The following is a 26,631-nucleotide window of genomic DNA, read 5'->3' on the forward strand; positions in this document are numbered from 1 at the left end:
CGGTGCCCTCCTTTGGACCCGGGGCTGAACACCCTCCAGGTTGGTCGTTCTATCGACGCGGGGACGGGTTACGGCCGCGCAGAGAGGCGTGGGCCGGGGGCCAGGCCGGCCGCCTGTCGACGTGCCGGACGTGAGACGCGGGTCGTGAACGGATGGTGACGGTGTTCAGGTCGATGTGCGGGAGTGCGGTGGACATGACGGCGGCCGGCAGCATGATCGTGGCGGCCGGTGCCGCGGCGGCGGAGAGCCCGGCCGTGCCCTTGACCACGAGGTTGCCGGGGAAGAGCGCGCACAGGCTCAGCAGGGGGATGGCGGACAGTTCCAGGAAGCCGGCCGGGCGGTGCTTCTTGGCGTTCTCCCGGAGCATCCGCGCCGCGCGTGACACCTGGCCGCGGCGCAGATCCCGGTTGAGCACGATGATGGTGCGGCCGCTCTGCTCACGCAGGTAGCCGAGGAGGCGTCCCGGCATCCGGGCCCGCGCGAACGGGCCGATCCGGCCGCGCGGCGCGGCCGCGGTCTGCAGGTGGCGCCACACCTCCCCGGCCCCCGCGTCCTCCTCGTCGTCCGCCGCGTCGGCGTCCTCGCTCTCCTTTCCGCATTCGGTTCCGCTGATGAGAATAAGGGTGGGGTTCTCGGGGATGAGCGATACCGTGAGACACTGCCAGCCCCGAACCGACCGGAACGCGCGTTCCAGATCGAGGGGCGGGTTCCACTGCTGTGTCACCGCGAGTTGGGTGCGCAGTTTCGCGTTCTCCCGGGTCAGACGGTCGATGGTCTCTTTGAGGCGCTGTACATCAGGAAAATCCATGACGTCTCCCGATCGCGTCCGTCGCGTCGTCCGCGCCCCCGGCAGCACGATGCTCAGGCAGGAACTGGGTTGCAAATTCGCTTGCTACCCAGTTTGACGACGCTATATGTCGTCGGCCCGCTGCTGGCGATCTTGCTGGTTTTCGAGAGACCTGGGAACCGGTCGCATGCGTTTGAGCAGCACACCTGTCACGGCCGCCCATTTATCCTCATCATCGGCGAGGGATTTCGGCGCGTCCCAAATGAAGCGTAGGAACGGGTCGCCGGCCACCTCGTCGGGATAGCCGCTCTCCTGGGCGCGTTCGGCCGCCGGCGCGGCGAGGGAGGCGGTGTCCGCGGGGACGGGTTCGCCGCCTTCGAGAATCGCGCGGAAGCTGCCGCGGCGCCAGCCGAGCCGGTCCTCCAGAGGGATGATGACGCGGTCGGTGTAGTCCCTGCCGCGGCCGGTCTCGATCTTGTTCACCACCGACAGCGAGGGCCCGCCCTCGGCGGCCAGGCTCGCCTGCGAGCCGAAGCCGAGTTCGATCCGGCGCTGCCGGACCATCTGCCCGAGCCTGCGCCATGCCGCAGGCGGGTACTCGGGCTCGTCGAGATCATTCAACGTGATCAGGCTCCTTCTGTGTCGCGGGGTGACGGCCTGACACGGTGCGTAAGTGTAGCGGAACAAAACGGACTTTGAGGAGTCGTAACGCGTTTTGGGGGGTCGGCCGTCCCTGGCTTCCACAACGAAGTGCATCGGATAACACATGTCATGGTTAAAACGCGTCTTGAAGCTGCGAGACGCACAGAGATGCGTTACTCTTTCGGTCATGTCGAGCTCTCCAGGCAGCGAGATCCCCGTGGAACGGCTTCTGTACACGCCGCAGGAAGCCGCAGAGATGACGTCGTTCACCCGTGACTGGCTCGTGCGGGCCGCAAGCCGGGGGGAGATACCGCACCGCCGATACGGCAAGCGCCTGTTCCGGTTCGCGCACGAGGACCTGGAAGCGATCAAGGACATGGGCGCCTGCCCGGCCGAGCCGGCCGAGCGCTGGGACCGCTCGAACTGATCCCCACGGGTGGACGGCCGCCCGCGACGGCCGTTCCTGACACGCCCCGCCAGAAGGACTAACACGTATGAACACCGCACCACCCTCTCCCCGCGCCGTGCCCGGCGCCCCCCTCCCCGGGGGTGCCGGATGAACTGGCTCAGCCAGGGCACCATCGACGGCCTGGCCTCCTCCATCGCCGAACACGAGGTCGCCATCGAACGGGCCCACGAGGAACTCGAAACGCACCGCAAGGCCGCGTTCGAGGTCATGGAGATCTTGCATCGGCACCAGGGGCTCGCCGCCGAGGCGAAGTTCCTCCTCACGATCGCGCACGGCACCGCGCCCATCCCGTCCCCCGGCGAGATCCGCGAGGTCGCCACCGAGGAGGAGGGACTCGGCCTGGCCATCGGCAGCATCCGGATGGCGCTGCCGCCGGACGCCACCCCCGCGCAGTTCGGGCACCTCGCCGAGTCGATGCGCGCGCTGTACGCGGCGGCGCACGTCGTCGCCCTGCACGCGGACGAGCGGGCACGGGCCGGCGGCCCGCCGCCGGCCGTACCGGAGCCGGAGATCCCGTCCTGCGCGCCCCGCGCCTTCGCCTCGCTCATGGGCTGCCTCGTCTGCGTGGACAACGCCGACGGCACCCGGGACATCGGCCTGCTCAGCTCCGTCGAAGGGGGGCAGCTCACCCTCCTGGACGAGGACGGCGTCCCCGCCGCGTGGCCTTTGCTGGACGAGGTCCTCGCCGTCCGGCCCTGGCCCCCCGCCGAGGAACTGGAAGGGCAGGAGGCCGCCGTCCAGGACGGTTCCGAACCGGGCCCGGCGGCGAACCCCCCGGCCGGGCACCGGGAGCCGCGGCCGGAGATGGCGCAGGCCGGGGCCGGGCCGCGGGCCGGCGGTGCGGTGTCGCTGGTCCGCTGGAACGGGCAGGCCGAGAGCGCCGCCGGAATGTGAGGAAGAGCGGTGAGCGGAGAACATGCCTGGGCCACCGTCCTGACCGTGACGATCGCGCTGACCGCGCTGACGTTCGCCGTCCAGCGCCGGCGCAGTCTCTACCGGAAGGCGGCCGACACACTGGCGCAGCTCGGCCGGGCGGAAAAGGCGGTTCGGCTCATCGCCGCGCAGCGCGACGAGGCGGTCGCGGCGCAGAACCGGGCCGAGGCGCTCGAATCGGCCGCGCTGCGCGAACACCGCTCGCTGACCGAAGCCTGTTTCGACCTCGCCAAACGCTGGGAATCGCTGCCCCCCGAAAGCTCCCGCGCGCACGCCGAGCAACTTCGCAGGGTCGCCCGGCTGCACAGCTGGGACCTGCACTGAAAAGACCTGCACCGAAAAACCGCTGAAAGCGACGTCGTCTCCTGATTGGGGGAGAGGGAGGCGACCTCCCCGGGGGCGGGTCTCGGATGGGGGAGGAGATCCGCCGTCACCGGCGGCCACGCCGTCCACACCGGCGTGGCCGCCGGCCGTCCCGTCATTCCCCTGAACCCGGCCGTTCCAATCCCCCGGCCGCCTCAATCCCCAGGCCGTTTCTTCCCCTGGCCATTTCGAATTCCAATGGACGGTAGTGAGCAACACATGACCTTGCACGAACCCAACGTCGCCCCCCTTTCTCTCCTGGAGCCCTCCGACCCGGCCTACGGAACGGACGCCGCACTCCCCCTGCCCTCCCCCGGACGTTCGCGGCTGTGGACGGAGGTCGCGCTGATCCTCTGCGTCATCGCGCTGGCGCTGCTCGGCGCCCTCGTGATCGGTGTCGAGATGTCCCGGCTGTCCGCGGCGCCCGGGATCTGCCTGGCGCCGCGCTGATGCTCCGCAGGTGATGAGTACGAAGGGTGGATTCCAATGAACAATGACGTGATCAAGGCGAGTGTGACGTCGTCCGAATACGCCGTGCCGGTCCAGTGGGCGCCGTGGCTGCAGCGGGGGCTCGGCGGCAAGCACCGCCGGCCGCGCCGCAACCTCGTTCAGATGATCAAGGGCATGCCGGCCTTTCCGCGCCGGACGCTGAAGTACGACGGCCCGGGCACGCCCATCATGAACGGGATGGACGTCGAGCGGTGGCAGCGGCAGGCGTGCAAGAAGGGCTACACGCTGCGCGTCGACGGATGGTACGGGCCGCGGTCCTGCAAGGTCGCCAAGTGCCTGCAGGAGCGTGCGGGCATCACGGCCGACGGTGAGATCGACGCCTTGACGTGGGCCGCGACCTGGAACTGAAGCCCGCACGCAGGACCCCTCGGCCGTGTTCGTTTCGGCCCCTCTCCCCGCGGTAGTAGACGCACGTGGGAAGGGAGGGGCCGATGCGCGTGGGGGGCGATGCGCGGGTCGAGGACGTCGGGGTCCACGCCTTCGAGGTGCCCACGGACGGGCCTGACGGCCTGGAGGAGGACGGCACCCTCCGGTGGGACTCGACGACCATGATCCTCGTGGAGGCGCGGGCCGGCGGGAAGGCCGGGATCGGCTACACCTACGGTGACGCCTCCGTCGCGGCGTTCGTCCGGTCGAAGCTCGCTCCCGTGGCGCGGGGCGCCGACGCGCTCGCCCCGGCCGCGGTGTGGGAGCGGATGTTCGCCGGCATCCGCAACGCCGGGCGTCCCGGCGTGGGCGCGATGGCGGTGTCCGCCGTCGACATCGCGCTGTGGGACCTGAAGGCGCGGCTGCTGGACGTCCCGCTGGTCACGCTCCTGCCCGCGTTTCACGACCGCGTCCCCGTCTATGGCAGCGGCGGCTTCACGAACTACCCGCTGGACCGGCTCACCGCGCAGCTCGGCGGCTGGGTCGGGCAGGGCATCCCGCGGGTGAAGCTGAAGATCTCCCGGCGGCCGGCGGAGGACCCGCGGCGGCTCACCGCCGTCCGCGACGCGATCGGCCCGGACCCCGAGGTGTTCACCGACGCCAACGGCGCCCTCACCCGCAAGCAGGCGCTGTACTGGGCGCGGCGGCTCGCCGAGGAGTGGGACGTCCGGTGGCTGGAGGAGCCGGTGAGCTCCGACGACACGGCCGGGCTGCGGCTGGTGCGCGACGAGGGCCCGGGCCGGCTGGAGGTCGCGGCGGGCGAGTACGGGTTCGTCCCGAAGGACTTCGCCGACCTCCTCGACGGGCCGGCCGTCGACTGCCTGCAGGCCGACGTCACCCGCTGCGGCGGCGTCACCGGCCTGCTGCAGATCGCCGGCCTGTCGGCGGCGCGGCAGATCGACCTGTCGGCGCACTGCGCGCCCGCGGTGTCGGCGCACGCGTTCTGCGGGGTGAAGCGCCTCCGCCACCTGGAGTACTTCCACGACCACGTCCGCGTGGAGCACCTGGTCTTCGACGGGAACCTCAGCCCGGCGAACGGCGCGCTCCGCCCGGCGACCGACCGCCCCGGCCTCGGCCTGGAGGTCCGGTGGGCCGACGCGGAGCCGCATCGGGTGTACGGCGCCCGCGCGGCCTGACCGACGACTGAACGAATGGGGGACGACGCACATGGTGAGGCTGCAGACCGCCGAGACGCGGCAGGTCCCGGCGAAGACGGCTCCGTCGGTTCCGGGGCCGCCGCGCGGACGGCAGGTGATCGAGGTCGGGAAGCTGGCCCGCGCCCTGCGCAAGGCGGTCGAGGGCGAGGTCCGCTTCGACGCCGGGTCGAGGGCCATGTACGCCAACGACGCGTCGAACTTCCGGCAGGTGCCGATCGGCGTGGTGGTCCCGAAGACGCTGGACGACGTCGTCGCCGTCCACCGCGTCTGCAAGGAGTACGGGGCGCCGGTGCTGAACCGGGGCGGCGGGACGAGCCTGTCCGGCGAGACCGTCAACTACGCGGTCGTCATCGACCACTCCAAGTACCTCACCCGGATCGGCGAACTCGACGTGGAGAACCGGCGGGTGACGTGCGAACCGGGCGTCATCAACGAGGACCTCAACCGGCATACCGGCAAGGCGGACCTGGTGTTCGGGCCCGATCCGTCCTCGCACTCCCGGTGCGTGATCGGCGGCAACATCGGCAACAACTCGTGCGGCATCCACTCCGTCCAGTCTCAGCTGTACGGGCCTGGGCCGCGCACGTCCGACAACGTCCACGCCCTTGAGGTGGTCACCTACGGCGGCGACCGGTTCTGGGTGGGGGTGGACGAGGAGAAGGACCTCGACGGCATCATCGCGGCGGGCGGACGCAAGGGCGAGATCTACGCGGCGCTGCGCGACCTGCGCGACCGGTATGCCGATGCCATCCGCGCGGGGTTCCCGCCGGTGGCGGAGATGCCGCGGCGGGTGTCGGGCTTCAACCTGGACGAACTGCTCCCGGAGAAGGGGTTCAACGTCGCCCGCGCCCTGGTCGGCACGGAGAGCACCTGCGCGACGGCCCTCCAGGCGGTGCTGCTGCTCACCCCCGCGCTTCTGCAGCGGACGCTCGTCGTCGTCGAGTACCCCGACATCGCCGACGCCGCCGAGCACACCGGCGAGATCATCGAGAGGTTCCGGCCGATCGGGCTGGAGGCGCTCGACCACCGGCTCATCGAGGACCAGCGGCAGCAGGGCAAGAACCTGCCCAACATCGAGGAACTGCCCCTCCAGGACGGCGGCGCGTGGCTGCTGGTCCAGTTCGGCGCCGACACCGAGGAGGAGTCGGTCGGCCGGGCCGCGGAGTTCACCGAGTGGCTCATCGGCGAGAAGGGCTACGACCGCGGGCGGATCGTCACGGCCAAGAGCGCGCAGGAGGGCGGTGCCAGCGGGAAGCTGTGGGCGATCCGCGAGGCGGGGCTCGGCTCGACCGCGTTCCCGCCGGGCAAGGACCACTGGCCCGGATGGGAGGACTCGGCGGTCCCGCCGGCCAGGACGGGAGAGTACGTCCGGGCGCTGCGCCGCGTGATGCGCGGGCACGGCATCGACGGCGCCATGTACGGGCATTTCGCGCAGGGCTGCATCCACTCCCGGATGAGCTTCGACCTGCGCAGCGCCGAGGGCATCGCCCGCTACCGGAGGTTCATGGAGGACGCCGCGGACCTCGTCGCCTCGTTCGGCGGGTCGGTGTCCGGCGAGCACGGCGACGGGCAGCAGCGCGGCGAACTGCTGGAACGCCAGTACGGGCCGGAGCTGATCCGGGCGATGCGCGAGTTCAAGCGCATCTGGGACCCGGACGGCAAGATGAACCCCGGCAAGGTCATCGACGCCTACCGGCTGGACGAGGACCTGCGGCTCGGCGCCGACTACAACCCGCCGCGTCCCGCGGTGAAGTTCGCCTACGAGCAGGACGGCGGCGACTTCGCGCACGCCGCGCTGCGCTGCATCGGCGTGGGGGAGTGCCGCGTCCCGCACGCGACCACCACGATGTGCCCCAGCTACCAGGTGACGCGCGAGGAGAAGCACAGCACGCGCGGACGGGCCCGGCTGCTGTTCGAGATGCTGCGGGGCGAGGTCATCACGGACGGCTGGCAGTCCAAGGAGGTCGCCGAGGCGCTCGACCTGTGCCTGGCGTGCAAGGGCTGCACCAACGACTGCCCGGTCAACGTGGACATCCCCACGTACAAGTCGGAGTTCCTGTACCACCACTACAAGTCGGCGCGGCGGTGGCGTCCCCGGTACGCGTACGCGTTCGGGTTCATCGACCAGGTGGCCCGGATCGCCTCCCGGATGCCGGAGGTCGCGAACTTCGCGATCCGCACGCCCGGCCTCGCCCGGCTGGCCAAGCTCGCCGCGGGCATCGACCGCAGGCGCCCGCTGCCGCGCTTCGCGCCGATGACGCTGCAGGAGTGGTTCCGCCGGCGCGGCGGGACGGCCAACCCGTACGGGCGGCCGGTCGTGCTGTTCCCCGACACGTTCAACAACCACTTCCACACCGATGTCGGCGTGGCGTGCGTGGAGGCGATCGAGGCGGCCGGCTGGCAGGTGATCATGCCGGAGCGGCACGTGTGCTGCGGCCGTCCGCTCTACGACTACGGCTTCCTCGACATGGCCGAGCGCTACCTGCACGACGTGCTGGACGTCCTGCGCCCGTACGTGCGGGCCGGGACGCCGGTCGTCGGGATGGAACCGAGCTGCCTCGCCGTCTTCAAGGACGAGCTGACCAAGCTCCTCCCGCACGACGACGACGCCGCCCGGCTCGCCGCGCATTCGCACCACTTCGCCGAGTTCTTCCAGGCGTACGACATTCGTCCGCCCACGCTGCCCGGCGGGGGCAAGGCGCTGCTCTGGGGGCACTGCCACCATCGCGCCACCGGCGGCGTCGACCCGGACGAGAGGCTGCTCGAACAGATGGGGCTGGAGACCGAGAGCCTCAAGGGCGGCTGCTGCGGCCTGGCCGGCTCGTGGGGGTTCGAGAAGGGCAAGTACGGCATCTCGATGGACTGCGGTGAGCAGGCACTCCTGCCCGCCGTGCGGGACGCCGACGACGCCACGGCCATCGTCGCGAACGGGTTCTCCTGCAAGACCCAGATCGAGGACGCCGAGACGGGACGGCGGGCCCTGCACGTCGCGCAGCTCATGCGGCTCGCCCGGGAGAGCGACCGTCCCCTCGGCGGGCGGCCCGAACGGGCGCGGCGCACGCGCGGGCCCGCTCCGCCGCCGGCCCGCCGCGCGGCCCGCGTCGGCGCGGCCGTCGCGGCGGGCGCGGCCACGGCGGCGGGGATCGGTCTCGCCCTGGGCAGGCCCGCGCCGAGGCGCGGGTGAGCCCGGCGTGTTCCGGCGGTGCCCCGCGATCATGCAATGACGCCGCCAAATCGTGACCTCGTCCACGGCTTGGCCGCGGCTGAGGGGAACCGTCCCTTCTGGAGGTGGAGCGTGGACAGGAACGCGAAGGTCGGGGCCTGCGCGGCGGTGGCGGCGGGAATGCTGGCGCTCACGGGATGCAGCGGCGGCGCACAGCAGGCCGCGACGCCGACGGCGAGGACCTCGGCGCCGGTCGGCGGATCGGTGTCGGATCTGGAGCAGCAGTACGAGAAGGTCGTGGCCGCCGTGCTGCCGTCGGTGGTGAAGATCCAGACCGACAAGGCGGAGGGGTCCGGTGTCGTCTACGACGACCAGGGCCACATCGTCACCAACGCGCACGTGGTCGCCGGCGCGAGCAAGATCCAGGTGACGGCGGCCAGCGGCGGCGCCACGCTGAACGCCGCCCCGGTGGGCGAGTTCGCCGCCGACGACCTGGCCGTCGTCAAGGTGAGCGGCGGGAACCTCAAGCCCGCGTCGTGGGGCGACTCCGGCAAGGCGAAGGTCGGGCAGATCGTCCTGGCGATGGGCAACCCGCTCGGCCTGGCCGGGAGCGTGACCAACGGGATCGTCTCCGCGCTGCACCGGACGGTCACGACCAAGGGCGAGGGCTCCTTCCAGGGGTCGACGATCGCCGACGCCATCCAGACGAGCGCGGCGATCAACCCGGGCAACAGCGGCGGCGCCCTGGTCACGCTGAACGGGCAGGTGATCGGCATTCCCACCGCCGCCGCGTCCGACCCGCAGGTCGGCGGCCCGGCGGCCGGGATCGGCTTCGCGACGCCGAGCAACACCGTCAAGCTGATCGTCCCGCAGCTGATCGAGAAGGGGAAGGTGTCGAACTCGGGCCGGGCCGCGCTCGGCGTGGTGGTCCGCACCATCGTCGACCCGCAGAGCGGGCAGGGCTCGGCGGTCGCCGTGGTGCAGGTCCAGAAGGGCGGCGGCGCCGCCAAGGCGGGCATCCGGCCGGGCGAGCTGATCCTGTCGGTGAACGGCACCGCGACCCCCGACCAGACGGCGCTCTCGTCGGTGCTCGCGAACCTCAAGCCGGGCGACACGGTCAAGGTCGAGATCCAGCGGCAGGACGGTTCGAAGAAGACCGTCCCGGTGACGCTCGGCCAGCTCCCCGGCGGCTGAGCCCACCCCCCGGGACCGATTGACAGCGTCCTGTACGGGAGTACAGTGTACATTCGTATAGGACGCTGAACATTGGTACAGGGGGTGGGGATGGCCGAGCGAGCCGACGACCTGACCGGACGGGCCCGGATCAGGGACGCGGCACTGCTGCAGTTCGCGGAGCACGGCGTGAAGGGCGCGACGATCCGCGGCATCGCCAGGGCCGCCGGTGTCTCGCCCGCCCTCGTCCAGCACCACTTCGGGACGAAGGAGGCGCTGCGCCAGTCCTGTGACGAGTACGCCGTCGAGGCCATCCGCGAGATCAAAGAGGAGTCGCTGAGCGGGGGGATGTCCGATCCCGGGTTCCTGGCGATCGCCATGCGGACGGCCCTGCCCATCCAGCGCTACCTGGCCCGTGCCCTGACCGACGGGTCACCCGCCGCGATGGCGCTGTACGACGAGGTGGTCGCGTACACCGAGGAGGTCCTCGAAGCCGGAAGACCCGGGGTGGCCAAGCCCCGGACCGACGACCTGCACGCCTACGCGGCCGTCATGACGGCCATGAGCTTCGGCGTGATGGTCCTGCACGAACACCTGTCCCGGGCCCTGGGCGCCAACACCCTGACGGCCGAGGGCTACCCCCGGATGGCGCTCGCGATGCTGGAGATCCTCGACGACGACCTCATGTCGCCGGAACTGAGCGAGCAGGCACGCACCGCCCTGAAGAACATGCTCGCCGCCGGCGGGCAGCCCCCCCACAAGGAGAAACGGTGACCGCGAACACGCCCCCGATATCCGTATCCGGCCTGGTCAAAACCTTCGGCCGGACGCGTGCGCTGGACGGGCTCGACCTGACCGTCCAGGCCGGAGAGGTACACGGCTTCCTCGGCCCGAACGGCTCGGGGAAGTCGACCACGATCAGAATCCTGCTCGGCCTGCTGCGCGCCGACGCGGGCACCGTCCGGCTGCTCGGCGGCGACCCCCGGCGGGACGCGACCGAGCTGCACCGCCGGCTCGCCTACGTACCCGGCGACGTGACGCTGTGGCCGAACCTGTCCGGCGGCGAGGTGATCGACCTGCTCGGCCGGATGCGCGGCGGGCTGGACCGGCGCCGCAAGGCCGAACTGCTCGACCGGTTCGAGCTGGACCCGCGCAAGAAGGGCCGCGCCTACTCCAAGGGCAACCGGCAGAAGGTGGGCCTGGTCGCCGCGCTCGCGTCCGACGCGGAACTGCTGCTGCTGGACGAGCCGACCTCCGGCCTCGACCCGCTCATGGAGGAGATCTTCCAGGAGTGCGTCCGGGAGGAGCGGCGCGCGGGCCGGACCGTCCTGCTGTCCAGCCACATCCTGTCGGAGGTCGAGGCGCTCTGCGACCGGGTGACGATCATCCGCAAGGGCGTCGCGGTGGAGTCCGGGACGCTCGCCGAACTGCGGCACCTGACCCGCACGTCCATCGACGCGGAACTGGCCGCCCCGCCGGACGGGCTGGCCACGCTGCCCGGCGTGCACGACATGCAGATCGATGGCACCACCATCAAGTTCGAGGTGGACACGCCGCAGCTCGACGCCGCGCTTCGCAGGCTGACCGAGATCGGCGTCCGCAGCCTGATCAGCCGTCCGCCGACGCTGGAGGAGCTGTTCCTCCGCCACTACAAGGACGAGCTGCAGGAGGCCGGGCTGTGAGCGCGCTCACCGGAACCGGCGGGCTGATCCGGCTGATCCTGCGCCGCGACCGGTTCCTGCTGCCCACCTGGGTCATCTGGATCGCCGTGGTCCCGCTCGGCTTCGTCGGGGCCACCGAGAGCCTTTACCCGCAGGCCGCCGACCGGCTCCAGTACGCGCGGACGACCGGGAACAACCCGACGTTCCTGGCGCTGTACGGGCCGCTGTACGACACCGATCTCGGCAGCATCATCGCGCAGCGCTCCGGTTTCATCCCCGTGGTGATCGGGCTGATCAGCGCGCTGACGGTCGTCCGGCACACCCGGACCGAGGAGGAGGCGGGCCGCCGCGAACTGCTCGGCGCCACGGTGCTCGGGCGCGGCGCCGGCCTGGCCGCCGCGCTCATCGTGACGATGGCGGCGAACCTCGTGTTCGCCGCGCTGCTCACCGCCGGGATGACCGCCCAGGGCCTCCCGTTCGCCGGGTCGCTGGCCTTCGGCCTGCAGATGGCCGCGGCCGGATGCGTCTTCGCGGCGGTCGCGGGCGTCACGGCACAGCTCAGCGAGGGCGCGGGCGCGGCCCGCGGAACGGCCCTCGCCGCGGTCGGCGTCGCGTTCGTGATCCGGATGGCCGCCGACGTCGGCGGCGCGGGCAACTCCCTGTCGTGGCTGGGCTGGGCGTCCCCGCTCGGCTGGACCAACCGGATGCGCGCCTACGACGGGGAACGCTGGTGGACGCTCGCGCTGGTGGCGGCGTTCATCGCCGCCCTGGTGGCCGCCGCCGGGGCCCTGTCGGAGCGCCGCGACCTCGGCGTCGGCGTCCTGCCCCCGCGTCTCGGGGCGGCCGAAGCCCCGCGGCGGCTGTCGGGGCCGTTCGGGCTCGGCTGGCGGCTGCAGAGCCGTTCGCTGTACGGCTGGCTCGCCGGGTTCGTCGCGCTGGGCGTGGTCTACGGCGCCGTCGCAGGGGGAGTCGAGGACATGGTCAGGGACAACCCCGACCTGCGGGAGATCTTCGCCCGCATCGGCGGGAGTTCCGCCATCACCGACGCCTACTTCGCCTCGGTGATGAGCATCCTCGGCATCATCGTCGCGGCCTACGCGGTGTCGGCCACACTGCGGCTGCGCACCGAGGAGACCGGGCAGCGTGCCGAACCGCTGCTCGCCACGGCGACCGGACGGCTGCGGTGGGCGTCGAGCCACCTGGTGTTCGCGCTGCTCGGGCCCGCCGCCGCGCTGGCCGCCGCCGGCACCGCCGCCGGGCTGGCGCACGGGCTGGACAAGGGCGACGTCGGCGGGGTGCTTCCCCGGGTCCTCGGCGCGGCGATGGCGCAGCTGCCCGCCGTGTGGCTGGTCGGCGCGATCGCGCTCGCGCTGTTCGGCCTGGCGCCCAGGTTCACCGCCGCGGCCTGGGCGGCGGTCGGCGTGTTCGCGCTGATCACACTGTTCGGGGCGAGCCTCAACCTGGACGAGCGGGTGCTGGACGTCTCGCCGTTCACCCACGTCCCGAAGATCGGGCAGGACTTCACCGTCACGCCGCTGGTCTGGCTGGTGGCGCTCGCCGCCGTCCTGTCCGCCGCCGGCATGGCGGGCTTCCGCCGCCGCGACCTTTCGGCGCACTGAGCCGTCAAAAGCATTGAGCCGGTGGGGCACTGAGCCGTTAGATTGACCCGGTGACGACCCCCAAGTCCCTCGCGGTCTGCGTGTTCTGCTCGTCCAGCGGCAAGATCGACCGCCGCTACCGTGACCTCGCCGCCGATGTCGGCACCGAGCTGGCCCGGCGCGGCCACAGCCTGGTCAGCGGCGGCGCCCAGGTGTCGTGCATGGGCGCCGTCGCCCGCGCCGCGCGGGCCGGCGGCGCCCGGACCGTCGGGGTGATCCCCGACGGCCTGGTCAGCGTCGAGATCGCCGACGAGGACAACGACGAGCTGATCGTCACCTCCGACATGCGGACCCGCAAGGGCGAGATGGACCGGCGCAGCGACGCGTTCCTCATCCTGCCCGGCGGCATCGGCACGCTGGAGGAGCTGTTCGAGGTGTGGACGGCCCGCGTCCTCGCCATGCACGACAAGCCCATCGTCATCCTCGACCCGACCGGCGTGTACGGCCCGCTCCGCGAGCTGATGAAGGGCCTCACCGAGCAGGGCTTCGCCCGCCCCAAGATCTGGGACGCCATCGGCTGGACGGCCTCCGTCCCCGAGGCGTTCGACCTCCTGGAGCGGACGCAGCCCCGCATCGGGTTCTCCCCGGAGGACTACGCCGAGGCGGAACTGTGACCGCCGGCCGGGCCACCGCGGGCCGGCGGCGCCCGCCCCCCTGATCAGGCTTCGTGCCTGCGGCCGGGCATGTTCTCGTACATCTCGGTGAGCTTCTGCCGGAAGCCGCGGGCCGCCATGCCGGCCCGCTGCGGGTCCTTGAGACCGGCCTTGACCGCCTTCTTCGCCTGCTCCTTCATGATGTGCGGCGGGATCGGGGCGATCTGGTCGTCCACCACGAACTCCAGAATGACGGGCCGGTCGCCGGCGAGCGCCTCCTTCCAGGCGTCGGTGACCTTCTTGGGCTTGTCGCAGTAGATGCCCTTGAGGCCGCACAGTTCGGCGAACTCGGCGTACGGGAAGTCGGGGATGTGCTGCGAGCCCTCGAACTTGGGGTCGCCGCCCATCGCGCGCTGCTCCCAGGTGACCTGGTTGAGGTCCTGGTTGTTGAAGATCGCGAAGACCAGCGGCGGGGAACCGGCCAGCCGGTCGGCGTAGCGTTTGACGGTGAGCATCTCGTTCATGCCGTTCATCTGGAAGGCGCCGTCCCCGACGAACGCGATCACCGGGCGGTCCGGGTAGGCGAACCGCGCCGCGATCGCGTACGGGACGCCGGGCCCCATCGTGGCGAGCGTCCCCGACAGCGACGCCTTCATCCCGTCGCGGAGCTTGACGTGCCGCGCCCACCAGTTGGTGGCGGACCCCGAGTCGGCGGTGAGGATGGCGCCGTCCGGCAGCAGCGGCGACACCTCCTGCGCCACCGCCTGCGGGTTGATCTTGCCCTCGAAGCTCTGCCCGGCGCGCTTGCGCATCACCGTGTTCCAGGTGCGGACGTTCTCCTCGATCTCCTCGCGCCAGGAACGGTCCTTCTTGCGCTCCAGCAGCGGGATCAGCTCGCGGAGCGTCTCCTTGGCGTCCCCGACGACGTGCGCGTCCATCGGGTAGCGGATGCCGATCATGCGGCCGTCGATGTCGATCTCGACGCCCTTGCAGCTGCCCTCGTCCGGCAGCCACTCCGCGTACGGGAAGCTCGTCCCGATCATGAACAGCACGTCGCAGTTCATGATCATCTCATCGCTGGCCTTGGAGCCGAGCAGGCCGATCGGGCCGGTGACGAACGGCAGGTCGTCCGGCAGCACCTCGCGGCCGAGCAGCGCCTTCGCCGCCCCCGCGCCGAGCAGCTCGGCGGTCTCGACCAGCTCGGCCTGAGCGTCCGCCGCACCCTGGCCGACCAGCATCGCGACCCGCTGCCCCTCGTTCAGGATCTGGGCCGCCTTGTGCAGCTCCTCCTTGTTCGGCAGGACGCGCGGCCGGCTCCACCCCACGCTGGAGTACACCGAGCCGTGCTCCTTCGGCGGTGACGGGACGGCCTCCGCCTCCTGGACGTCCTCCGGGATGATGATCGTCGCGACGCCCCGGGTGGTCAGCGCCGTCTTGAACGCCCGGTCGATGACATGCCGCGCCTGCCCCGGCTCCATGACGACCTGGCAGTACTCCGACACGTCCGAGAACAGGTTCTCCAGGTTCACTTCCTGCTGGTAGTGCGTGCCCTGCGAGAGCCGCTTCTGCTGCCCGACGATCGCGACGACCGGCTGGTGGTCCAGCTTCGCGTCGTACAGGCCGTTCAGCAGGTGGATCGCGCCCGGACCGGACGTGGCCGTGCAGCAGCCGACCTCGCCGGTGAACTTCGCGTGCCCGCACGCCATGAACGCGGCCATCTCCTCGTGCCGCGTCTGGATGAACTCCGGTCGCCCCTTGGCGCGGTCGAACGCGCCGAGCATCCCGTTGATGCCGTCGCCCGGGTACCCGTAGACCCGCTTCACACCCCACTGGGTCAGCCGCTGGAGAACGTAGTCGGCAACTTGCTGCGCCATTGGTCTCTCCTTCGTCGTGATGTCGTCGCGCCCGTCAGCGCCGCAGCAGCCTGGCGGCGCCCACCGCCGCGCCCGCGGCGGCACCGGCCGTCGCGGCCCCCACCAGGTACTTGTGCTGCCCCGCCCACAGCTGCGGGCTCGTGCGGTGCGCCCGCTCGTCGAACCGGCCGTGGCCACCGTGATCGGAGGTGTCGTCGGCGGGCTCCCACAGGTTCGCGGGACGGCCGGGCCGCGCGTCCTCGTCGGTGTGCTGCGACGCGAAGCCCGTCCGGGCCAGATAGCGGTCCAGCAGGCCGGCCGCGACCCTGTTGCCGAGGATCGTGCCGACCGAGCTGGCACCGACCCAGTACTCGCGGCGCGCGGGATGCTCGGCCGCGTACAGCAGCGCGTTCGCCGCGATCTCCGGCTGGTAGATGGGCGGCACCGGCTGCGGCCGCTTCGCCAGCCGGGAGAGCACCCAGTCGAACTGCGGGGTGTTCACCGCCGGCATCTGCACCATCGTCACCTTCACGCCGCTGCCCTCGTGCATCAGTTCCGTCCGCAGCGACTCGTGGAAACCCTTGAGGGCGTGCTTGGCGCCGCAGTAGGCGCTCTGCAGCGGAATCCCCCGGTACGCCATCGCCGACCCGCACTGGACGATCACGCCGCGGTCGCGCGGCATCATCCGCTTCAGCGCGGCGCGGGTGCCGTTCACGTACCCGAGGTAGGTGACGTCGGTGGTGCGCTCGAACTCCTCCGGCTCGATCTCCCAGAACGGTGCGAGCACCGAGGAGAACGCCACGTTCACCCACACGTCGATGGGGCCCAGCTCGTCCTCGGCCTTCTGCGCGGCCTGCTCCACCCGGTCGCGGTCGGCCATGTCGACGCCGATCGGGAGCGCGCGGCCGCCGGCCGCCTCCACATCGGCGACGGCTCCGTCCAGGCCCTTCTCACCACGGGCCAGCAGCGCGATCGCGGCACCGCGTCTCGCGAACGCCACCGCGGCGGTGCGGCCGATCCCGCCGCTGGCGCCCGTCAGCACGACGACGCTGTCCTTACCGAGCCTGTGCTTCATCACACCCCCACGGCATCTGGATCCGGGACAGAGACCCACTGCCCGTGTCAAGGGCGCTGTAACGCGGGCGGCCGGGCCGTCCTCGGATACCGTCGAGATGTGCGTGCCCGTGAACTCGCCGTCGAGTACCCCACAGTGACACCGGCCGATTCCGCGCTGGACGCCGCCCGGCTCCTGGCGGGCCAGGGGCTGCCCGGCCTCGTCGTCGTGGACGCCAGGCGGCGCGCGGTCGCGGTGATCCCCGCCTCGCGGCTGCTGGGCCGGATCGTCCCGCCGCACGTCCGCGACGATCCGACCCTCGCCCGCGTCTACGACGAGCGTCACGCCGACCTCCTCTGCGCCAGGCTCGCCGACCGCACGGTCACCGACCTGCTGGAGGACGAGCGGACACCGTTCCCCGTCGTCGGCCCCGACGCCACCGTGATGGAGATCGCCAGCCTCATGGCCGACGCCCGCAGCCCCGTGGTGGCCGTCTCCGACGACGAACACCGCCCCGAGAAGGGCGCCCTGATCGGCGTCATCACCACCGTCCACCTGCTGACCCGTCTTCTCCCGGCGTCCGGCGACGCCTGACCCGCGGGCGGCCCGCCGCCGCCGGCCCGCACCCGCCCGGCGGCCCGTCATCGAAGGAGCCGCATGAACGCCGATGTCCCCGCCTCGCGGGAGCTGGCCGCGATCGCGGAGCTGGCCGCCCGCGCCACGGGGGACCTGCTGCGGACGGGGTTCCGCTCGCGTCCCGAGGTCGACCTCAAGCACGACATCCACGACCCCGTCACCGTGCACGACCACGCGGCGGAGGAGACGATCCGCGAGGTGCTCGCCGAACACGCCCCCGGCTGCGTCGTCATCGGAGAGGAAGGCGGCCGGCAGGGGACGGACGGGGACCTGTGCTGGTACGTCGATCCCATCGACGGCACCGCGAACTTCGCCGTCGGCCTGCCGTTCTTCTGCACGTCCATCGGCGCCGTCGCCGGCGGTGAGGTCGTCGCGGGCGTGGTGTACGACCCGGTACGGGACGAGATGTTCAGCGCGTCGCTCGACGGCGCGACCTGCAACGGCGAGCGGATCGAGAGCAGGGGCGCCGCCCGCGACGAGACCGCCGTGGTCGCCACGTCCTACCCCAGCGCGCGCGACCTGCGCGACGACCGGGACGAGGTGCTGCGGCGCTTCGGCCTGATGGTGGACGCGTTCGCCACGGTGCGCAGGCCCGGCAGCGCCGCGCTCGCCCTCGCGCACGTCGCCGCCGGCTGGACCGACGTCTCCTTCGACCCGCGCCTCAACACCTGGGACCTCGCCGCGGGCCTGCTGCTGGTCCGGCAGGCGGGCGGGACGTACCTGCCGCTCGGCGGCAGGCCCGGTGCCCCCGACCACGAGGCCCCCGGCTATGTGGCGTGCGTGGGCGGGTTCGACCTCGCCGGGTCCGTCATGACCGAGGTGATCGGCCTGTCGTCGGCGGGGAGCGGGGCATGAGCACGAGGCTCACCACCGGGCAAGCGGTGATCCGTTTCCTGGCCGCGCAGCACAGCGAGCGGGACGGTGAGGAGCGGCGCTTCTTCGCGGGCTGTTTCGGCATCTTCGGGCACGGCAACGTCGCCGGTCTCGGCCAGGCCCTGCTGGAGCACGCCGACGACTTCCCCTACTACATGGCCCGCAACGAGCAGGCCATGGTGCACACCGCGTCCGGCTACGCCCGGATGAACGACCGGCTGTCCACCTTCGCTTGCACCACCTCCATCGGCCCTGGCGCGACCAACATGGTGACCGGTGCGGCACTGGCCACCATCAACCGGCTGCCCGTCCTGCTGCTGCCCGGCGACATCTTCGCCACCCGCCGCGCCAACCCGGTCTTGCAGGAGCTAGAGGACGCCCGGTCCTACGACGTGTCGGTCAACGACTGCTTCAAGCCGGTGTCGAAGTACTGGGACCGCATCAACCGTCCCGAGCAACTGCCCAGCGCGCTGCTGGCGGCGATGCGCGTCCTGACCGACCCGGCCGAAACCGGCGCCGTCACCCTCGCGCTGCCCCAGGACGTGCAGGCCGAGGCGTACGAATGGCCGGACGAACTGTTCGCCCGCCGTGTCTGGCGCATCCCCCGCCCCGTGCCCGAACCGGCCGCGCTGCGGGACGCCGCCGCCGTGCTCGGGGCCGCCGAGCGCCCCCTCATCGTGGCGGGCGGCGGGGTGATCTACTCCCGTGCCACCGGCGACCTGCGCGCCTTCGCCGAGCAGACCGGCATCCCGGTGGCCGAAACCCAGGCGGGCAAGGGCGCCCTGCCGTGGGACCACCCGTGCGCGGCCGGCGCCATCGGAGCGACCGGCACCACGGCCGCCAACGCCCTCGCCCGTGACGCCGACGTCGTCATCGGCATAGGCACCCGCTACAGCGACTTCACCACCGCCTCCCACTCCCTGTTCGCCGGCCCGTCCGTCCGCTTCGTCAACATCAACGTGGCCCGCCCGGACGCGGTCAAGCTCGCCGGCATCCCGGTCGTGGCCGACGCCAGGGAAGCCGTCCGAGCTCTCGGCACGGCCCTCGGGAGCCACGTCGTCCCGGCCGCGTACCGAGAACGGGTCCGGGAACTCACCGGACGCTGGAACGCCGTCGTCGACGAGGCGTTCGGGGGGCGGCATGCCGGGCCGCCCGCGCAGGCGGAGATCATCGGGATCGTCAACGCGGAGTCCGGCCCCCGGGACGTGGTGGTGTGCGCGGCCGGGTCCATGCCGGGCGACCTGCACAAACTGTGGCGGACCCGCGACCCCGAGGGCTACCACGTCGAGTACGGCTACTCCTGCATGGGGTACGAGATCGCCGGCGGCCTCGGCGTGAAGATGGCCGCCCCCGACCGCGAGGTGTTCGTCCTCGTCGGCGACGGCTCGTACCTGATGATGGCGCAGGAGCTGGCCACGGCCGTCGCCGAGGGCGTCAAGCTGATCGTCGTGCTCGTCCAGAACCACGGCTACGCGTCCATCGGCAACCTGTCGGAGAGCGTCGGCGCGCAGCGGTTCGGCACCCGGTACCGCGCCCGCACCGCCACCGGCCTGGACGGCGACCTCCTCCCCGTGGACCTGGCCGCGAACGCCGCCAGCCTCGGCGCCGACGTGCTCCGCGCCGAGGACGCCGGCACGTTCCGGGACGCGCTGCGCAAGGCGATCACCTCCCCGCGCACCACCGTCGTCCACGTGGAGACCGACCCGCTCGTCCCCGCGCCCGGCAGCGAGGCATGGTGGGACGTGCCCGTCGCCGAGGTGTCGGCGCTGCGGCCCACCGCGCAGGCCCGCGCCCGCTACGACGACGACAGGAAGACGCAGCGCCGCCACCTGTGAGACCTGACCTTGGCGCCGGCCCCGCGGTTCAGGCGAGGCCGCGGCGGGCGACCGCCGGTGGCCGGGTGCCCCGGATGGAGGCCACCATGTCGAGCACCTGGCGCATCGCGTCCGCCTGCGACTCCGGCACGCGGAACAGTGCGACCCCCAGCCACGCGTAGACGGACGCGGCGGCGAGCAGCCCGGGATCGGGCTCCCGCGCGTCCGTCTCCAGCGTGACGAGCACGGTGCCCCCGGAGGCGGCGAGCCGTTCCACCCGGCTCGCGGGGGGCGCCGTGCCCGCGTCCACGGCACCGTCCGGAACCGGCGCGTCCGGTGGAAGGACCATCCACTCTTGCATCCCCATGCCGCCAAGCGTGGCACGATCGGAGTCAGGGGATCGTCCTTCAGGGGGACGCGGGAGATCGGAGCGTGATGGTGGTCGTGGTGCTCGTCCTGGCCGGCGTGGCCGTGCTGGGCGCCGTCGTCGTCCTCGCCATAGGCCGTGGCGGCGAGCTTGCCGAGACCCATCCCGACTATCCGCCGCTCCAGGTGGACGACGAAGGCCGTCCCGTGCTGGGGCCGGAGGGCTCCCGGCCGCGGTTCCCCGCGACGATCTGGGGCTACCAGATGCAGGTGACGGACGAGGCCGTACACCGCCTTACCGTGGCCTTGTACGAGCGTGACGCCCGCGTGGCCGACCTTGAACGGCAATTGCACGATCTCCGCAAGCGCGTCGGGGACAGGGAACCGGCCATCGGTGCCTTGCACGGCCTCGAAGAGCCCGATCACGGCGTGCTCCTGCGCAAGGAGACCGTCCCAGGCGAGGACGAACCCCGCACCAAGGAGGACTACTCGTGAGCTATGTCGCCGTCCATGCCGAGGCGGTGTCCGGCGCCCCCGCCGAACGCGTCTTCGACGTCCTCACCGACTGGCCGCGCCACGCCGAGTGGATGCCGTTCACCAGCGCCGAAGGCGGCGACAAGGCCGGCGACGAACTCCGGGCGCGGACGGGCATCGGCCCGGTCGGCTTCCTCGACACCATGATCATCACCGACTGGCGGGACGGCCGCCGCGTCGCCGTCCGGCACACCGGCCGCGTGGTGCGCGGTGAGGCGTGGTTCAAGGTCGTCCCCGAAGGCTCGGGCAGCCGCATCATCTGGGCGGAGCGCGTAGACCTTCCCCTGGGACCCCTGGGCCGCGCCGGATGGCTTGCGGCGGGCCCGGTCGTGAGGGCGTTCATGACCCTGGGGCTCCGCCGGCTGGCCGCACTGTCGCAGGCGTGAGGTAGAACGGCCGGGTGAGCACCGCGATCCTCGGCGAGGACGGGCTGGCACGCTGCCCGTGGGCCCTGTCGGCGCCCGACTACATCGCCTACCACGACGACGAGTGGGGCCGCCCGGTCCGCGACGACCAGGGGCTTTACGAGCGGCTCTGCCTGGAGGCGTTCCAGTCCGGCCTGTCGTGGCTGACGATCCTGCGTAAACGGGAGAACTTCCGCGCCGCCTTCCACGGTTTCGACCCGGAGAAGGTCGCCGCGTTCGGCCCGGACGACGTCGAGCGGCTGATGGCCGACGCCTCCATCGTCCGCAACCGGGCGAAGATCGAGGCGGCGATCGGCAACGCCCGCGCCGCACTCGACCTCCCCGGCGGTCTCGCCGCGACCGCCTGGCACTACGCGGACCCGGGCGCGCCCGCCCACGCGGACACGGCCGACGTCCCCGCCTACACCGACGCCTCCAAGGCCCTCTCCAAGACCTTGAAGAAGCACGGCTTCCGCTTCGTGGGCCCCACCACGGCCTACGCCCTGATGCAAGCCTGCGGCCTGGTGAACGACCACCTGACCGGCTGTGCCTTCCGCCAGTGACGGGGTCGGCGAGAACCTAGCGGCCCTCGAAGACCGGCTGCTCCTTCTTCAGGAACGCCTCGGTCGCGTTGTGGTGGTCGCCGGTCTTCTCGCACTCGTCCTGAAGCTCCGCCTCCCGTTCGAGCGCGGACGCCAGGTCATGCGTCGCCGCGTGGTCGAGCGCCGCCTTCACCGCGCCGTAGGAGACCGTCGGGCCGGCCGCGAGCCGCCGCGCCAGCTCCACCGCCGCCGGGGCCAGCTCGTCCGCCGGGACGACCCGGTTCACCAGCCCCATCTCCAGCGCCCGCTCCGCCTTCACCGGCTCGCCGAGCAGCAGCAGCTCGGCGGCCTTCGCGCGGCCGACCAGGCGCTGCAGCGTCCACGACATGCCGCTGTCGGGGGCGAGGCCGATGCCGGTGAACGCGGTCGCGAACCGGGCCCTGTCGGACGCGACGATCAGGTCGCAGGCGAACGCCAGCGACGCGCCCGCGCCCGCCGCCACCCCGTTCACCGCCGCCACCACCGGCTTGCGCATCCCCGCGAGCGCCAGCACGATGGGGTTGTAGTGCTTGCGGACCGTGTCGTCCAGCCCCCGTCCGGCGGCGAGGTTGCCGGCGTGCTCCCGCAGGTCCTGCCCCGCGCAGAACGCCCGTCCCGCCCCGGTGAGGATCACCGCGCGGGCGGCCGGGTCGGCGGCGGCGCGCACGACCGTGGCGCGCAGCAGCTCCTTCATCTCGACGGTCAGCGAGTTCATCCCGTCCGGGCGGTTCAGCGTGATCGTTCCCACATTGTCGGTGACGTCGTACAGCACGGTCTCAGGCATCGTCGTCCTCTCGAAATTCTTCGCAGATCTTCCCATCTTCCGATCTGGAGGCTGATCGTTACCACTTCGCGCCCGGAAGACGAGATAATGGACCACTACTGATGACGCGGATGCGACACGCGGCCACGCGGCCAATGGTGTGCCAGGCCGCGGCCCTACTCAGGAAGGGGATGCACGCATGGCGGCGATGAAGCCGCGGACGGGAGACGGTCCGCTCGAAGTGACCAAGGAGGGACGCGGAATCGTCATGCGAGTCCCCCTCGAAGGCGGTGGCCGGCTCGTGGTCGAACTCTCCGCCGACGAGGCCAAGGAGCTCGGCGAGGCCCTCAAGGGCGTTGTGGGCTGACGGCTCCACCGCTCCCGGCTTGTTGGTGACGGTCCCGGCGACGCCGCCGGGGCCCTTGCCATTTCCCTATCCAGAAAAGTCCTGTCAGGGGGATCGGCACCATGCCCATCGAGACCCGCGTCCACGGCGCCGGCGGCACCGTCTCGCAGACTGCGGCCGACCTCGGAGCCGAGGTGGTGGCGGTCCCCGTCCGCACCGGCCCCGTCGCCCCCGCGGCGGAGGTCGCCGGATCGCTGCCGTTCACGCTGGACGAGCTGCTGGCGCTGCACAGGGCCAAGGGCGAACCGGGAGAGATCACCGCCACCCAGGTCCGGATCGGCGACCGGGTCCGGGAACTGCTGCTGTACGGGGTGGGCGAGGCGGCCCCGGCCGACCTGCGCAGGGCCGGCGCCGCGCTGGCCCGCCGCGGCAGGGGCCGGACGGCGCTCGTCGCGGGCGTCCCCGCCGGGGACCTGTCCGCGTTCGTCGAGGGCGCGCTGCTCGCCTCCTACGAGTTCAAGATCGGCGCCCCGTCCGCCCGCAAGGCGCTCGGCACCCTCGCGGTGCTGACCGAGGCCGGGCCGCGGGCGGACGCCCCGGCGATCGACCGGGGCACCGCGCGGGCGCGGGCCACCGCGCTGGCCCGCGACCTGGCCAACACCCCGTCCGGCGAGAAGGACCCGTCCTGGCTCGCGGGCCGGGCCGAGCAGGTCGCGAAGGACGCCGGGCTCACCGTCCGGGTGCGCGGCGAAAAAGAGCTGATCGAGGGCGGTTTCGGGGGCCTGCTGGCCGTCGGCGGCGGTTCCGCCAGGCCACCCCGGCTGATCGAGCTCTCCTACGCGCCCGATGAGCCCGCCGACCGGCATGTCGTGCTCGTCGGCAAGGGCATCACGTTCGACAGCGGCGGCCTGTCGCTGAAGCCGAACGACAACATGAAGACGATGAAGACCGACATGGCGGGCGGCGGCGCGGTCATCGCCGTGATGAGCGCGCTGCGCGGTCTCGGCGTCCGCGCCCGCGTCACCGGGCTCGTCGCCGCGGCGGAGAACATGCCGTCCGGGTCGTCGATGCGTCCCGGCGACGTGATCACCCACTTCGGCGGGACGACGTCCGAGGTGCTGAACACCGACGCCGAAGGGCGGCTCGTCCTCGCCGACGCGCTCGCCTACGCCGACGCCGAACTCGCCCCCGACGTGGTCGTGGACATCGCCACCCTCACCGGCGCGGCCAAGGTCGCGCTGGGCCTGCGGCACGCGGCGCTGTTCGCGAGCGACGACGCCCTCGCCGCCGCGCTGACCCGGGCCGGGACGGTGGCGGGCGAGCCCGTCTGGCGGCTCCCGCTCGTGGCCGACTACCGCGCCGCGATCGACTCCGACGTCGCCGACATCAACAACATCGGGCGCGGCGGCTACGGCGGCGGCTCCATCACGGCGGCGCTGTTCCTGCGCGAGTTCGCCGGCGACCGCGCCTGGGCGCACCTCGACATCGCCGGTCCGGGACGCGCCACCGCCGACGACGCCGAGATCACCCGCGGCGCCACCGGCTTCGGCGTCCGCCTCCTGCTCGACTGGCTGACGGCCTGATCACTTCGTCCGGCGGTCGATCACCGGGACGCGGCGCCGCCGCCGGGCCTCCTTGACGATCTGCGGGAGCGTCGCGTCCCAGCCCGGCTCCACCGCGAAGCACCACGGGACGGCAGCCGCGGTGGACGGCACGTCCCGCATCGTCAGCGCCACGAGCGCCGGCCGCCGTGACGTGCGCGCCATCTCCGCCAGTTCCGGGGACGGCAGGAACACCAGGTAGTCCTGCTCGCCCCGGCGGGCGCCGGCCACCCCGCGGCGCAGCGCCGTGATCGCGGCCACCTCGTCCCACGGCAGCGCACGCCCGGACGCGCGGGGCAGCGGCCAGCGCGCCGGGCGCCGCACCCCGGCGGCGTCCAGCTCCAGGACGGGGCGGCGCGCCAGCATCCCACCGGCCGACACGAGCAGGCCCGCACCGAACAGGACGAGCCCCGCCACCCCCAGCACCATGAACGTGACGCTTCCCACACCGGCGCCCCGCACCGCGCCGCCCGCGATGAACCCCAGCGACGCGACGAACAGGATCACGAACGCCACCAGCCGCCAGACCCCGCGCCACGTCACCCGGCTGCGCACCGCGAACACCTCACGCGCCTCCGCGCCGGGCCGCCGCCCTCCGCTCCGGCGGCGCTCCGCTCCGGGCATCGGTCAGGCGCGCCTCACCGCGCAGAGCAGGCCGTCGCCGACCGGGACGAGCAGCGGGACGAGCCGGTCGTCCTCGCGGATCACCCGGTGCACCTCGCGGATCGCCTCGGTCTCCGGGTCGCGGTGGTCGGGGTCGGCGACCCGGTCGTGCCACAGCGCGTTGTCGAACGCGACCACGCCGCCGGGCCGCAGCAGCCGCAGCGCGGCCGTCAGGTAGTCGGGGTACTCCCGCTTCGCCGCGTCGCAGAACACCATGTCGTAGGCGCCGTCGGTGAGCCGGGGCAGCACCTCCAGCGCCGGCCCGCTGATCATCCGGGTGCGGAAGCCGGACAGGCCCGCCTCCCGGTACGCCTGCTTCGCCAGCCGCTGGTTCTCGGGCTCGATGTCCACGGTCGTCAGCACCGCGTCCGCGGGCATGCCGCGCATCAGCCACACGCCGGACACGCCGCAGCCGGAACCGACCTCCACGACCGTCCGCGCGCCGATCAGTGCCGCGAGGAAGCGCAGCGCCGCGCCGCCCGCGGCGCCGATCGGCGTCGCCCCGACCTCCTCGCCGCGCCGCCTGGCGGCCAGGAGCGGCTCGTCTTCGGGGAGGAAATCCTCCACATAGGCCCGGGTGGCCTGAATGGCGTCGATGGCTGCCTCCTTGCGGGACCCCCGCTGCCTCATGCTGGAAAGACCATATCGTTGACAGGGAACCGACTGGAGTTTCAGCGCGTTGTAACCAACGGAAGGGTGAGTGACGCAAGCACCGAGTCGGTCCAGAACCGCCCCAGCCCAGGCGAGACCGTGCCGTTCCAAGGCGAGAACCTTGGCTCAGGAGAGAGGAACAGCCCGGCACCATGGGAGTCGCAGCACTGAGTTTCAGAAGCGCTGTGGGGGTCGGCCCCAGGCAGGGCCTCGGTAATGCCGCGCGCACCCGCGAGAACGCCCCCGAGGCCGAGTGGGCACCACCGTCGTGGGACGAGGTCGTCCGAGAGCACTCCGCACGCGTCTACCGGCTCGCCTACCGGCTGACCGGTAACCAGCACGACGCCGAGGACCTCACCCAGGAGGTCTTCGTCCGCGTGTTCCGCTCGCTGTCGAACTACACGCCCGGGACGTTCGAGGGCTGGTTGCACCGCATCACCACGAACCTGTTCCTCGACATGGCGCGGCGGCGCCAGCGGATCCGTTTCGAAGGGCTCGCCGACGACGCCGCCGAACGCCTCCAGGGCCGCGAGCCGACCCCGGCGCAGGCGTTCGACGACAGCAACTTCGACGCCGACGTGCAGGCCGCCCTCGACGCGCTGGCCCCCGAGTACCGCGCGGCCGTGGTGCTGTGCGACATCGAGGGCCTGTCCTACGAGGAGATCTCGGCGACGCTCGGCGTCAAGCTCGGAACCGTGCGCAGCCGCATCCACCGGGGACGGGCGCAGTTGCGCGCCGCGCTGGAGCACCGCGCGCCCACCCGGCGCCGGCCCGGCACCAGGAACGAACACCGGGCGGCCGAGGCGCTGAACGCCGCCGAGGAGGGCGAGACGGTGGCGCGGGCGGGGGGCCTGCGCGCGGCGGGCGGCGCACTGCCGCAGCCGGACGGCGTGTAAAGCTTTCCTCAACGCGCGCGGGCGGGACCGCGCGCCGGACCGAACGGAAACGACGGAGGCG

The 26,631-nt window shown here is 72.2% G+C and carries 29 protein-coding genes; 21 read left to right on the forward strand and 8 right to left on the reverse strand.

The annotated features are described in order from the left end of the window. Positions 1-49: 49 nt before the first annotated feature. Together ACQP1N_RS08510 and ACQP1N_RS08515 are read right to left on the reverse strand one after the other, a co-directional pair. Positions 50-808, reverse strand: coding sequence for a hypothetical protein (locus ACQP1N_RS08510; protein WP_433230247.1), 759 nt, complete (start codon positions 806-808; stop codon positions 50-52). Between the two features lie 102 nt (positions 809-910). Then, positions 911-1,408, reverse strand: coding sequence for a helix-turn-helix domain-containing protein (locus ACQP1N_RS08515; RefSeq protein WP_433230249.1), 498 nt, complete (start codon positions 1,406-1,408; stop codon positions 911-913). Between the two features lie 208 nt (positions 1,409-1,616). On the opposite strand from ACQP1N_RS08515, the gene ACQP1N_RS08520 reads away from it, so the two are divergent. The 12 genes from ACQP1N_RS08520 (at position 1,617) to ACQP1N_RS08575 (ending at position 13,556) form a co-directional block, all read left to right on the forward strand. Then, positions 1,617-1,856: a helix-turn-helix domain-containing protein gene (locus ACQP1N_RS08520; protein WP_165488421.1), complete on the forward strand. Its 240-nt coding sequence runs from the start codon at positions 1,617-1,619 to the stop codon at positions 1,854-1,856. Positions 1,857-1,985: 129 nt separating this feature from the next. Then, a complete protein-coding gene (locus ACQP1N_RS08525; RefSeq protein ID WP_067800239.1) occupies positions 1,986-2,792 on the forward strand; it encodes a hypothetical protein in 807 nt (268 codons plus the stop codon). Positions 2,793-2,801: 9 nt separating this feature from the next. After that, on the forward strand, positions 2,802-3,155 hold the full coding sequence (locus tag ACQP1N_RS08530) for a hypothetical protein (protein ID WP_433230254.1): 354 nt from the start codon (positions 2,802-2,804) through the stop codon (positions 3,153-3,155). Positions 3,156-3,413: 258 nt separating this feature from the next. After that, positions 3,414-3,644 (forward strand): hypothetical protein, encoded by a 231-nt coding sequence (locus ACQP1N_RS08535; protein ID WP_067800244.1) that lies wholly within the window; start codon positions 3,414-3,416, stop codon positions 3,642-3,644. A 36-nt stretch (positions 3,645-3,680) separates the two neighbouring features. After that, positions 3,681-4,052, forward strand: coding sequence for a peptidoglycan-binding domain-containing protein (locus tag ACQP1N_RS08540; protein ID WP_067800247.1), 372 nt, complete (start codon positions 3,681-3,683; stop codon positions 4,050-4,052). An 83-nt stretch (positions 4,053-4,135) separates the two neighbouring features. Further along, a complete protein-coding gene (locus tag ACQP1N_RS08545) occupies positions 4,136-5,266 on the forward strand; it encodes an enolase C-terminal domain-like protein (protein WP_067800250.1) in 1,131 nt (376 codons plus the stop codon). Between the two features lie 31 nt (positions 5,267-5,297). Continuing rightward, positions 5,298-8,471, forward strand: coding sequence for an FAD-binding and (Fe-S)-binding domain-containing protein (locus tag ACQP1N_RS08550; RefSeq protein ID WP_433230258.1), 3,174 nt, complete (start codon positions 5,298-5,300; stop codon positions 8,469-8,471). Positions 8,472-8,582: 111 nt separating this feature from the next. Further along, positions 8,583-9,644, forward strand: a complete 1,062-nt coding sequence (locus tag ACQP1N_RS08555) for a S1C family serine protease (protein ID WP_433230261.1) — start codon at positions 8,583-8,585, stop codon at positions 9,642-9,644. 90 nt (positions 9,645-9,734) lie between these two features. Continuing rightward, positions 9,735-10,397 carry a TetR/AcrR family transcriptional regulator gene (locus ACQP1N_RS08560; protein ID WP_067804878.1) on the forward strand — a complete coding sequence of 221 codons (663 nt, stop codon included), beginning with the start codon at positions 9,735-9,737 and terminating at the stop codon, positions 10,395-10,397. Beyond that, positions 10,394-11,305, forward strand: a complete 912-nt coding sequence (locus tag ACQP1N_RS08565; protein ID WP_067804875.1) for an ABC transporter ATP-binding protein — start codon at positions 10,394-10,396, stop codon at positions 11,303-11,305. The genes ACQP1N_RS08560 and ACQP1N_RS08565 overlap by 4 nt, the downstream gene beginning before the upstream one ends. Beyond that, positions 11,302-12,903 (forward strand): ABC transporter permease, encoded by a 1,602-nt coding sequence (locus tag ACQP1N_RS08570; protein WP_067804872.1) that lies wholly within the window; start codon positions 11,302-11,304, stop codon positions 12,901-12,903. Before ACQP1N_RS08565 ends, ACQP1N_RS08570 begins: the two co-directional genes overlap by 4 nt. Positions 12,904-12,953: 50 nt before the next feature. Continuing rightward, a complete protein-coding gene (locus tag ACQP1N_RS08575; RefSeq protein WP_242609029.1) occupies positions 12,954-13,556 on the forward strand; it encodes a TIGR00730 family Rossman fold protein in 603 nt (200 codons plus the stop codon). A gap of 44 nt (positions 13,557-13,600) precedes the next feature. On the opposite strand, the gene ACQP1N_RS08580 is transcribed toward ACQP1N_RS08575, so the two are convergent. Further along, complete coding sequence (locus ACQP1N_RS08580) at positions 13,601-15,409, reverse strand: thiamine pyrophosphate-requiring protein (protein WP_433230266.1); 1,809 nt, start codon at positions 15,407-15,409, stop codon at positions 13,601-13,603. Positions 15,410-15,443: 34 nt separating this feature from the next. Next, positions 15,444-16,463: an SDR family oxidoreductase gene (locus ACQP1N_RS08585; RefSeq protein ID WP_067804866.1), complete on the reverse strand. Its 1,020-nt coding sequence runs from the start codon at positions 16,461-16,463 to the stop codon at positions 15,444-15,446. A 99-nt stretch (positions 16,464-16,562) separates the two neighbouring features. Here ACQP1N_RS08585 and ACQP1N_RS08590 point away from each other — a divergent pair, with 99 nt between their 5' ends. The 3 genes from ACQP1N_RS08590 to iolD all read left to right on the forward strand — a co-directional run bounded on the left by ACQP1N_RS08590 (position 16,563) and on the right by iolD (position 19,786). Further along, the gene (locus ACQP1N_RS08590; protein WP_433230269.1) at positions 16,563-17,036 is read left to right on the forward strand and encodes a CBS domain-containing protein; all 474 of its coding nucleotides are present in this window, start codon (positions 16,563-16,565) and stop codon (positions 17,034-17,036) included. A gap of 63 nt (positions 17,037-17,099) precedes the next feature. Continuing rightward, a complete protein-coding gene (locus tag ACQP1N_RS08595; RefSeq protein WP_433230271.1) occupies positions 17,100-17,933 on the forward strand; it encodes an inositol monophosphatase family protein in 834 nt (277 codons plus the stop codon). Next, the gene (gene iolD, locus ACQP1N_RS08600; protein ID WP_433230273.1) at positions 17,930-19,786 is read left to right on the forward strand and encodes a 3D-(3,5/4)-trihydroxycyclohexane-1,2-dione acylhydrolase (decyclizing); all 1,857 of its coding nucleotides are present in this window, start codon (positions 17,930-17,932) and stop codon (positions 19,784-19,786) included. The genes ACQP1N_RS08595 and iolD overlap by 4 nt, the downstream gene beginning before the upstream one ends. Positions 19,787-19,814: 28 nt before the next feature. Here the strand turns inward: iolD and ACQP1N_RS08605 are convergent, their stop codons facing one another. Beyond that, positions 19,815-20,132, reverse strand: a complete 318-nt coding sequence (locus tag ACQP1N_RS08605) for a hypothetical protein (RefSeq protein WP_067804854.1) — start codon at positions 20,130-20,132, stop codon at positions 19,815-19,817. Between the two features lie 65 nt (positions 20,133-20,197). Here ACQP1N_RS08605 and ACQP1N_RS08610 point away from each other — a divergent pair, with 65 nt between their 5' ends. The 3 genes from ACQP1N_RS08610 to ACQP1N_RS08620 are packed head-to-tail and all read left to right on the forward strand — an operon-like array spanning position 20,198 to position 21,632. After that, complete coding sequence (locus tag ACQP1N_RS08610) at positions 20,198-20,626, forward strand: hypothetical protein (protein WP_131732992.1); 429 nt, start codon at positions 20,198-20,200, stop codon at positions 20,624-20,626. Beyond that, a complete protein-coding gene (locus ACQP1N_RS08615; RefSeq protein WP_433230276.1) occupies positions 20,623-21,051 on the forward strand; it encodes an SRPBCC family protein in 429 nt (142 codons plus the stop codon). Before ACQP1N_RS08610 ends, ACQP1N_RS08615 begins: the two co-directional genes overlap by 4 nt. A 14-nt stretch (positions 21,052-21,065) precedes the next feature. Further along, a complete protein-coding gene (locus ACQP1N_RS08620; RefSeq protein WP_067804841.1) occupies positions 21,066-21,632 on the forward strand; it encodes a DNA-3-methyladenine glycosylase I in 567 nt (188 codons plus the stop codon). Positions 21,633-21,648: 16 nt separating this feature from the next. Here the strand turns inward: ACQP1N_RS08620 and ACQP1N_RS08625 are convergent, their stop codons facing one another. Next, positions 21,649-22,434 carry an enoyl-CoA hydratase-related protein gene (locus ACQP1N_RS08625; protein WP_067804838.1) on the reverse strand — a complete coding sequence of 262 codons (786 nt, stop codon included), beginning with the start codon at positions 22,432-22,434 and terminating at the stop codon, positions 21,649-21,651. 178 nt (positions 22,435-22,612) lie between these two features. Here ACQP1N_RS08625 and ACQP1N_RS08630 point away from each other — a divergent pair, with 178 nt between their 5' ends. Beyond that, a complete protein-coding gene (locus tag ACQP1N_RS08630; RefSeq protein ID WP_083946426.1) occupies positions 22,613-22,780 on the forward strand; it encodes a DUF3117 domain-containing protein in 168 nt (55 codons plus the stop codon). A 101-nt stretch (positions 22,781-22,881) separates the two neighbouring features. Beyond that, a complete protein-coding gene (locus ACQP1N_RS08635; protein ID WP_067804835.1) occupies positions 22,882-24,342 on the forward strand; it encodes a leucyl aminopeptidase in 1,461 nt (486 codons plus the stop codon). Here ACQP1N_RS08635 and ACQP1N_RS08640 read toward each other — a convergent pair whose 3' ends face one another. Both ACQP1N_RS08640 and ACQP1N_RS08645 read right to left on the reverse strand, forming a co-directional pair. Further along, entirely contained in the window at positions 24,343-24,984 is a 642-nt protein-coding gene (locus tag ACQP1N_RS08640; RefSeq protein ID WP_067804830.1) for a hypothetical protein, read from the reverse strand. It lies immediately after the preceding gene. Positions 24,985-24,987: 3 nt separating this feature from the next. Continuing rightward, positions 24,988-25,653, reverse strand: coding sequence for an O-methyltransferase (locus ACQP1N_RS08645; RefSeq protein ID WP_067804827.1), 666 nt, complete (start codon positions 25,651-25,653; stop codon positions 24,988-24,990). A 173-nt stretch (positions 25,654-25,826) separates the two neighbouring features. Between ACQP1N_RS08645 and sigE the strand changes: the two genes are divergently transcribed. Beyond that, positions 25,827-26,570 (forward strand): RNA polymerase sigma factor SigE, encoded by a 744-nt coding sequence (gene sigE / locus ACQP1N_RS08650; RefSeq protein ID WP_207394223.1) that lies wholly within the window; start codon positions 25,827-25,829, stop codon positions 26,568-26,570. Positions 26,571-26,631 lie beyond the last annotated feature (61 nt).

Source organism: Actinomadura formosensis, from assembly GCF_050948385.1.
In the GTDB taxonomy this organism is placed as follows: domain Bacteria; phylum Actinomycetota; class Actinomycetes; order Streptosporangiales; family Streptosporangiaceae; genus Spirillospora; species Spirillospora formosensis.

Coding starts and splice junctions, on each gene's coding strand:
- sigE (WP_207394223.1), top strand. CDS start 25,827: ATGGGAGTCGCAGCACTGAGTTTCAGAAGCGCTGTGGGGGTCGGCCCC.
- ACQP1N_RS08625 (WP_067804838.1), bottom strand. CDS start 22,434: ATGCCTGAGACCGTGCTGTACGACGTCACCGACAATGTGGGAACGATC.
- ACQP1N_RS08550 (WP_433230258.1), top strand. CDS start 5,298: ATGGTGAGGCTGCAGACCGCCGAGACGCGGCAGGTCCCGGCGAAGACG.
- ACQP1N_RS08535 (WP_067800244.1), top strand. CDS start 3,414: ATGACCTTGCACGAACCCAACGTCGCCCCCCTTTCTCTCCTGGAGCCC.
- ACQP1N_RS08580 (WP_433230266.1), bottom strand. CDS start 15,409: ATGGCGCAGCAAGTTGCCGACTACGTTCTCCAGCGGCTGACCCAGTGG.
- ACQP1N_RS08605 (WP_067804854.1), bottom strand. CDS start 20,132: ATGGGGATGCAAGAGTGGATGGTCCTTCCACCGGACGCGCCGGTTCCG.
- iolD (WP_433230273.1), top strand. CDS start 17,930: ATGAGCACGAGGCTCACCACCGGGCAAGCGGTGATCCGTTTCCTGGCC.
- ACQP1N_RS08560 (WP_067804878.1), top strand. CDS start 9,735: ATGGCCGAGCGAGCCGACGACCTGACCGGACGGGCCCGGATCAGGGAC.
- ACQP1N_RS08640 (WP_067804830.1), bottom strand. CDS start 24,984: ATGCCCGGAGCGGAGCGCCGCCGGAGCGGAGGGCGGCGGCCCGGCGCG.
- ACQP1N_RS08585 (WP_067804866.1), bottom strand. CDS start 16,463: ATGAAGCACAGGCTCGGTAAGGACAGCGTCGTCGTGCTGACGGGCGCC.
- ACQP1N_RS08510 (WP_433230247.1), bottom strand. CDS start 808: ATGGATTTTCCTGATGTACAGCGCCTCAAAGAGACCATCGACCGTCTG.
- ACQP1N_RS08545 (WP_067800250.1), top strand. CDS start 4,136: ATGCGCGTGGGGGGCGATGCGCGGGTCGAGGACGTCGGGGTCCACGCC.
- ACQP1N_RS08520 (WP_165488421.1), top strand. CDS start 1,617: ATGTCGAGCTCTCCAGGCAGCGAGATCCCCGTGGAACGGCTTCTGTAC.
- ACQP1N_RS08645 (WP_067804827.1), bottom strand. CDS start 25,653: ATGAGGCAGCGGGGGTCCCGCAAGGAGGCAGCCATCGACGCCATTCAG.
- ACQP1N_RS08595 (WP_433230271.1), top strand. CDS start 17,100: ATGAACGCCGATGTCCCCGCCTCGCGGGAGCTGGCCGCGATCGCGGAG.
- ACQP1N_RS08540 (WP_067800247.1), top strand. CDS start 3,681: ATGAACAATGACGTGATCAAGGCGAGTGTGACGTCGTCCGAATACGCC.
- ACQP1N_RS08630 (WP_083946426.1), top strand. CDS start 22,613: ATGGCGGCGATGAAGCCGCGGACGGGAGACGGTCCGCTCGAAGTGACC.
- ACQP1N_RS08635 (WP_067804835.1), top strand. CDS start 22,882: ATGCCCATCGAGACCCGCGTCCACGGCGCCGGCGGCACCGTCTCGCAG.
- ACQP1N_RS08525 (WP_067800239.1), top strand. CDS start 1,986: ATGAACTGGCTCAGCCAGGGCACCATCGACGGCCTGGCCTCCTCCATC.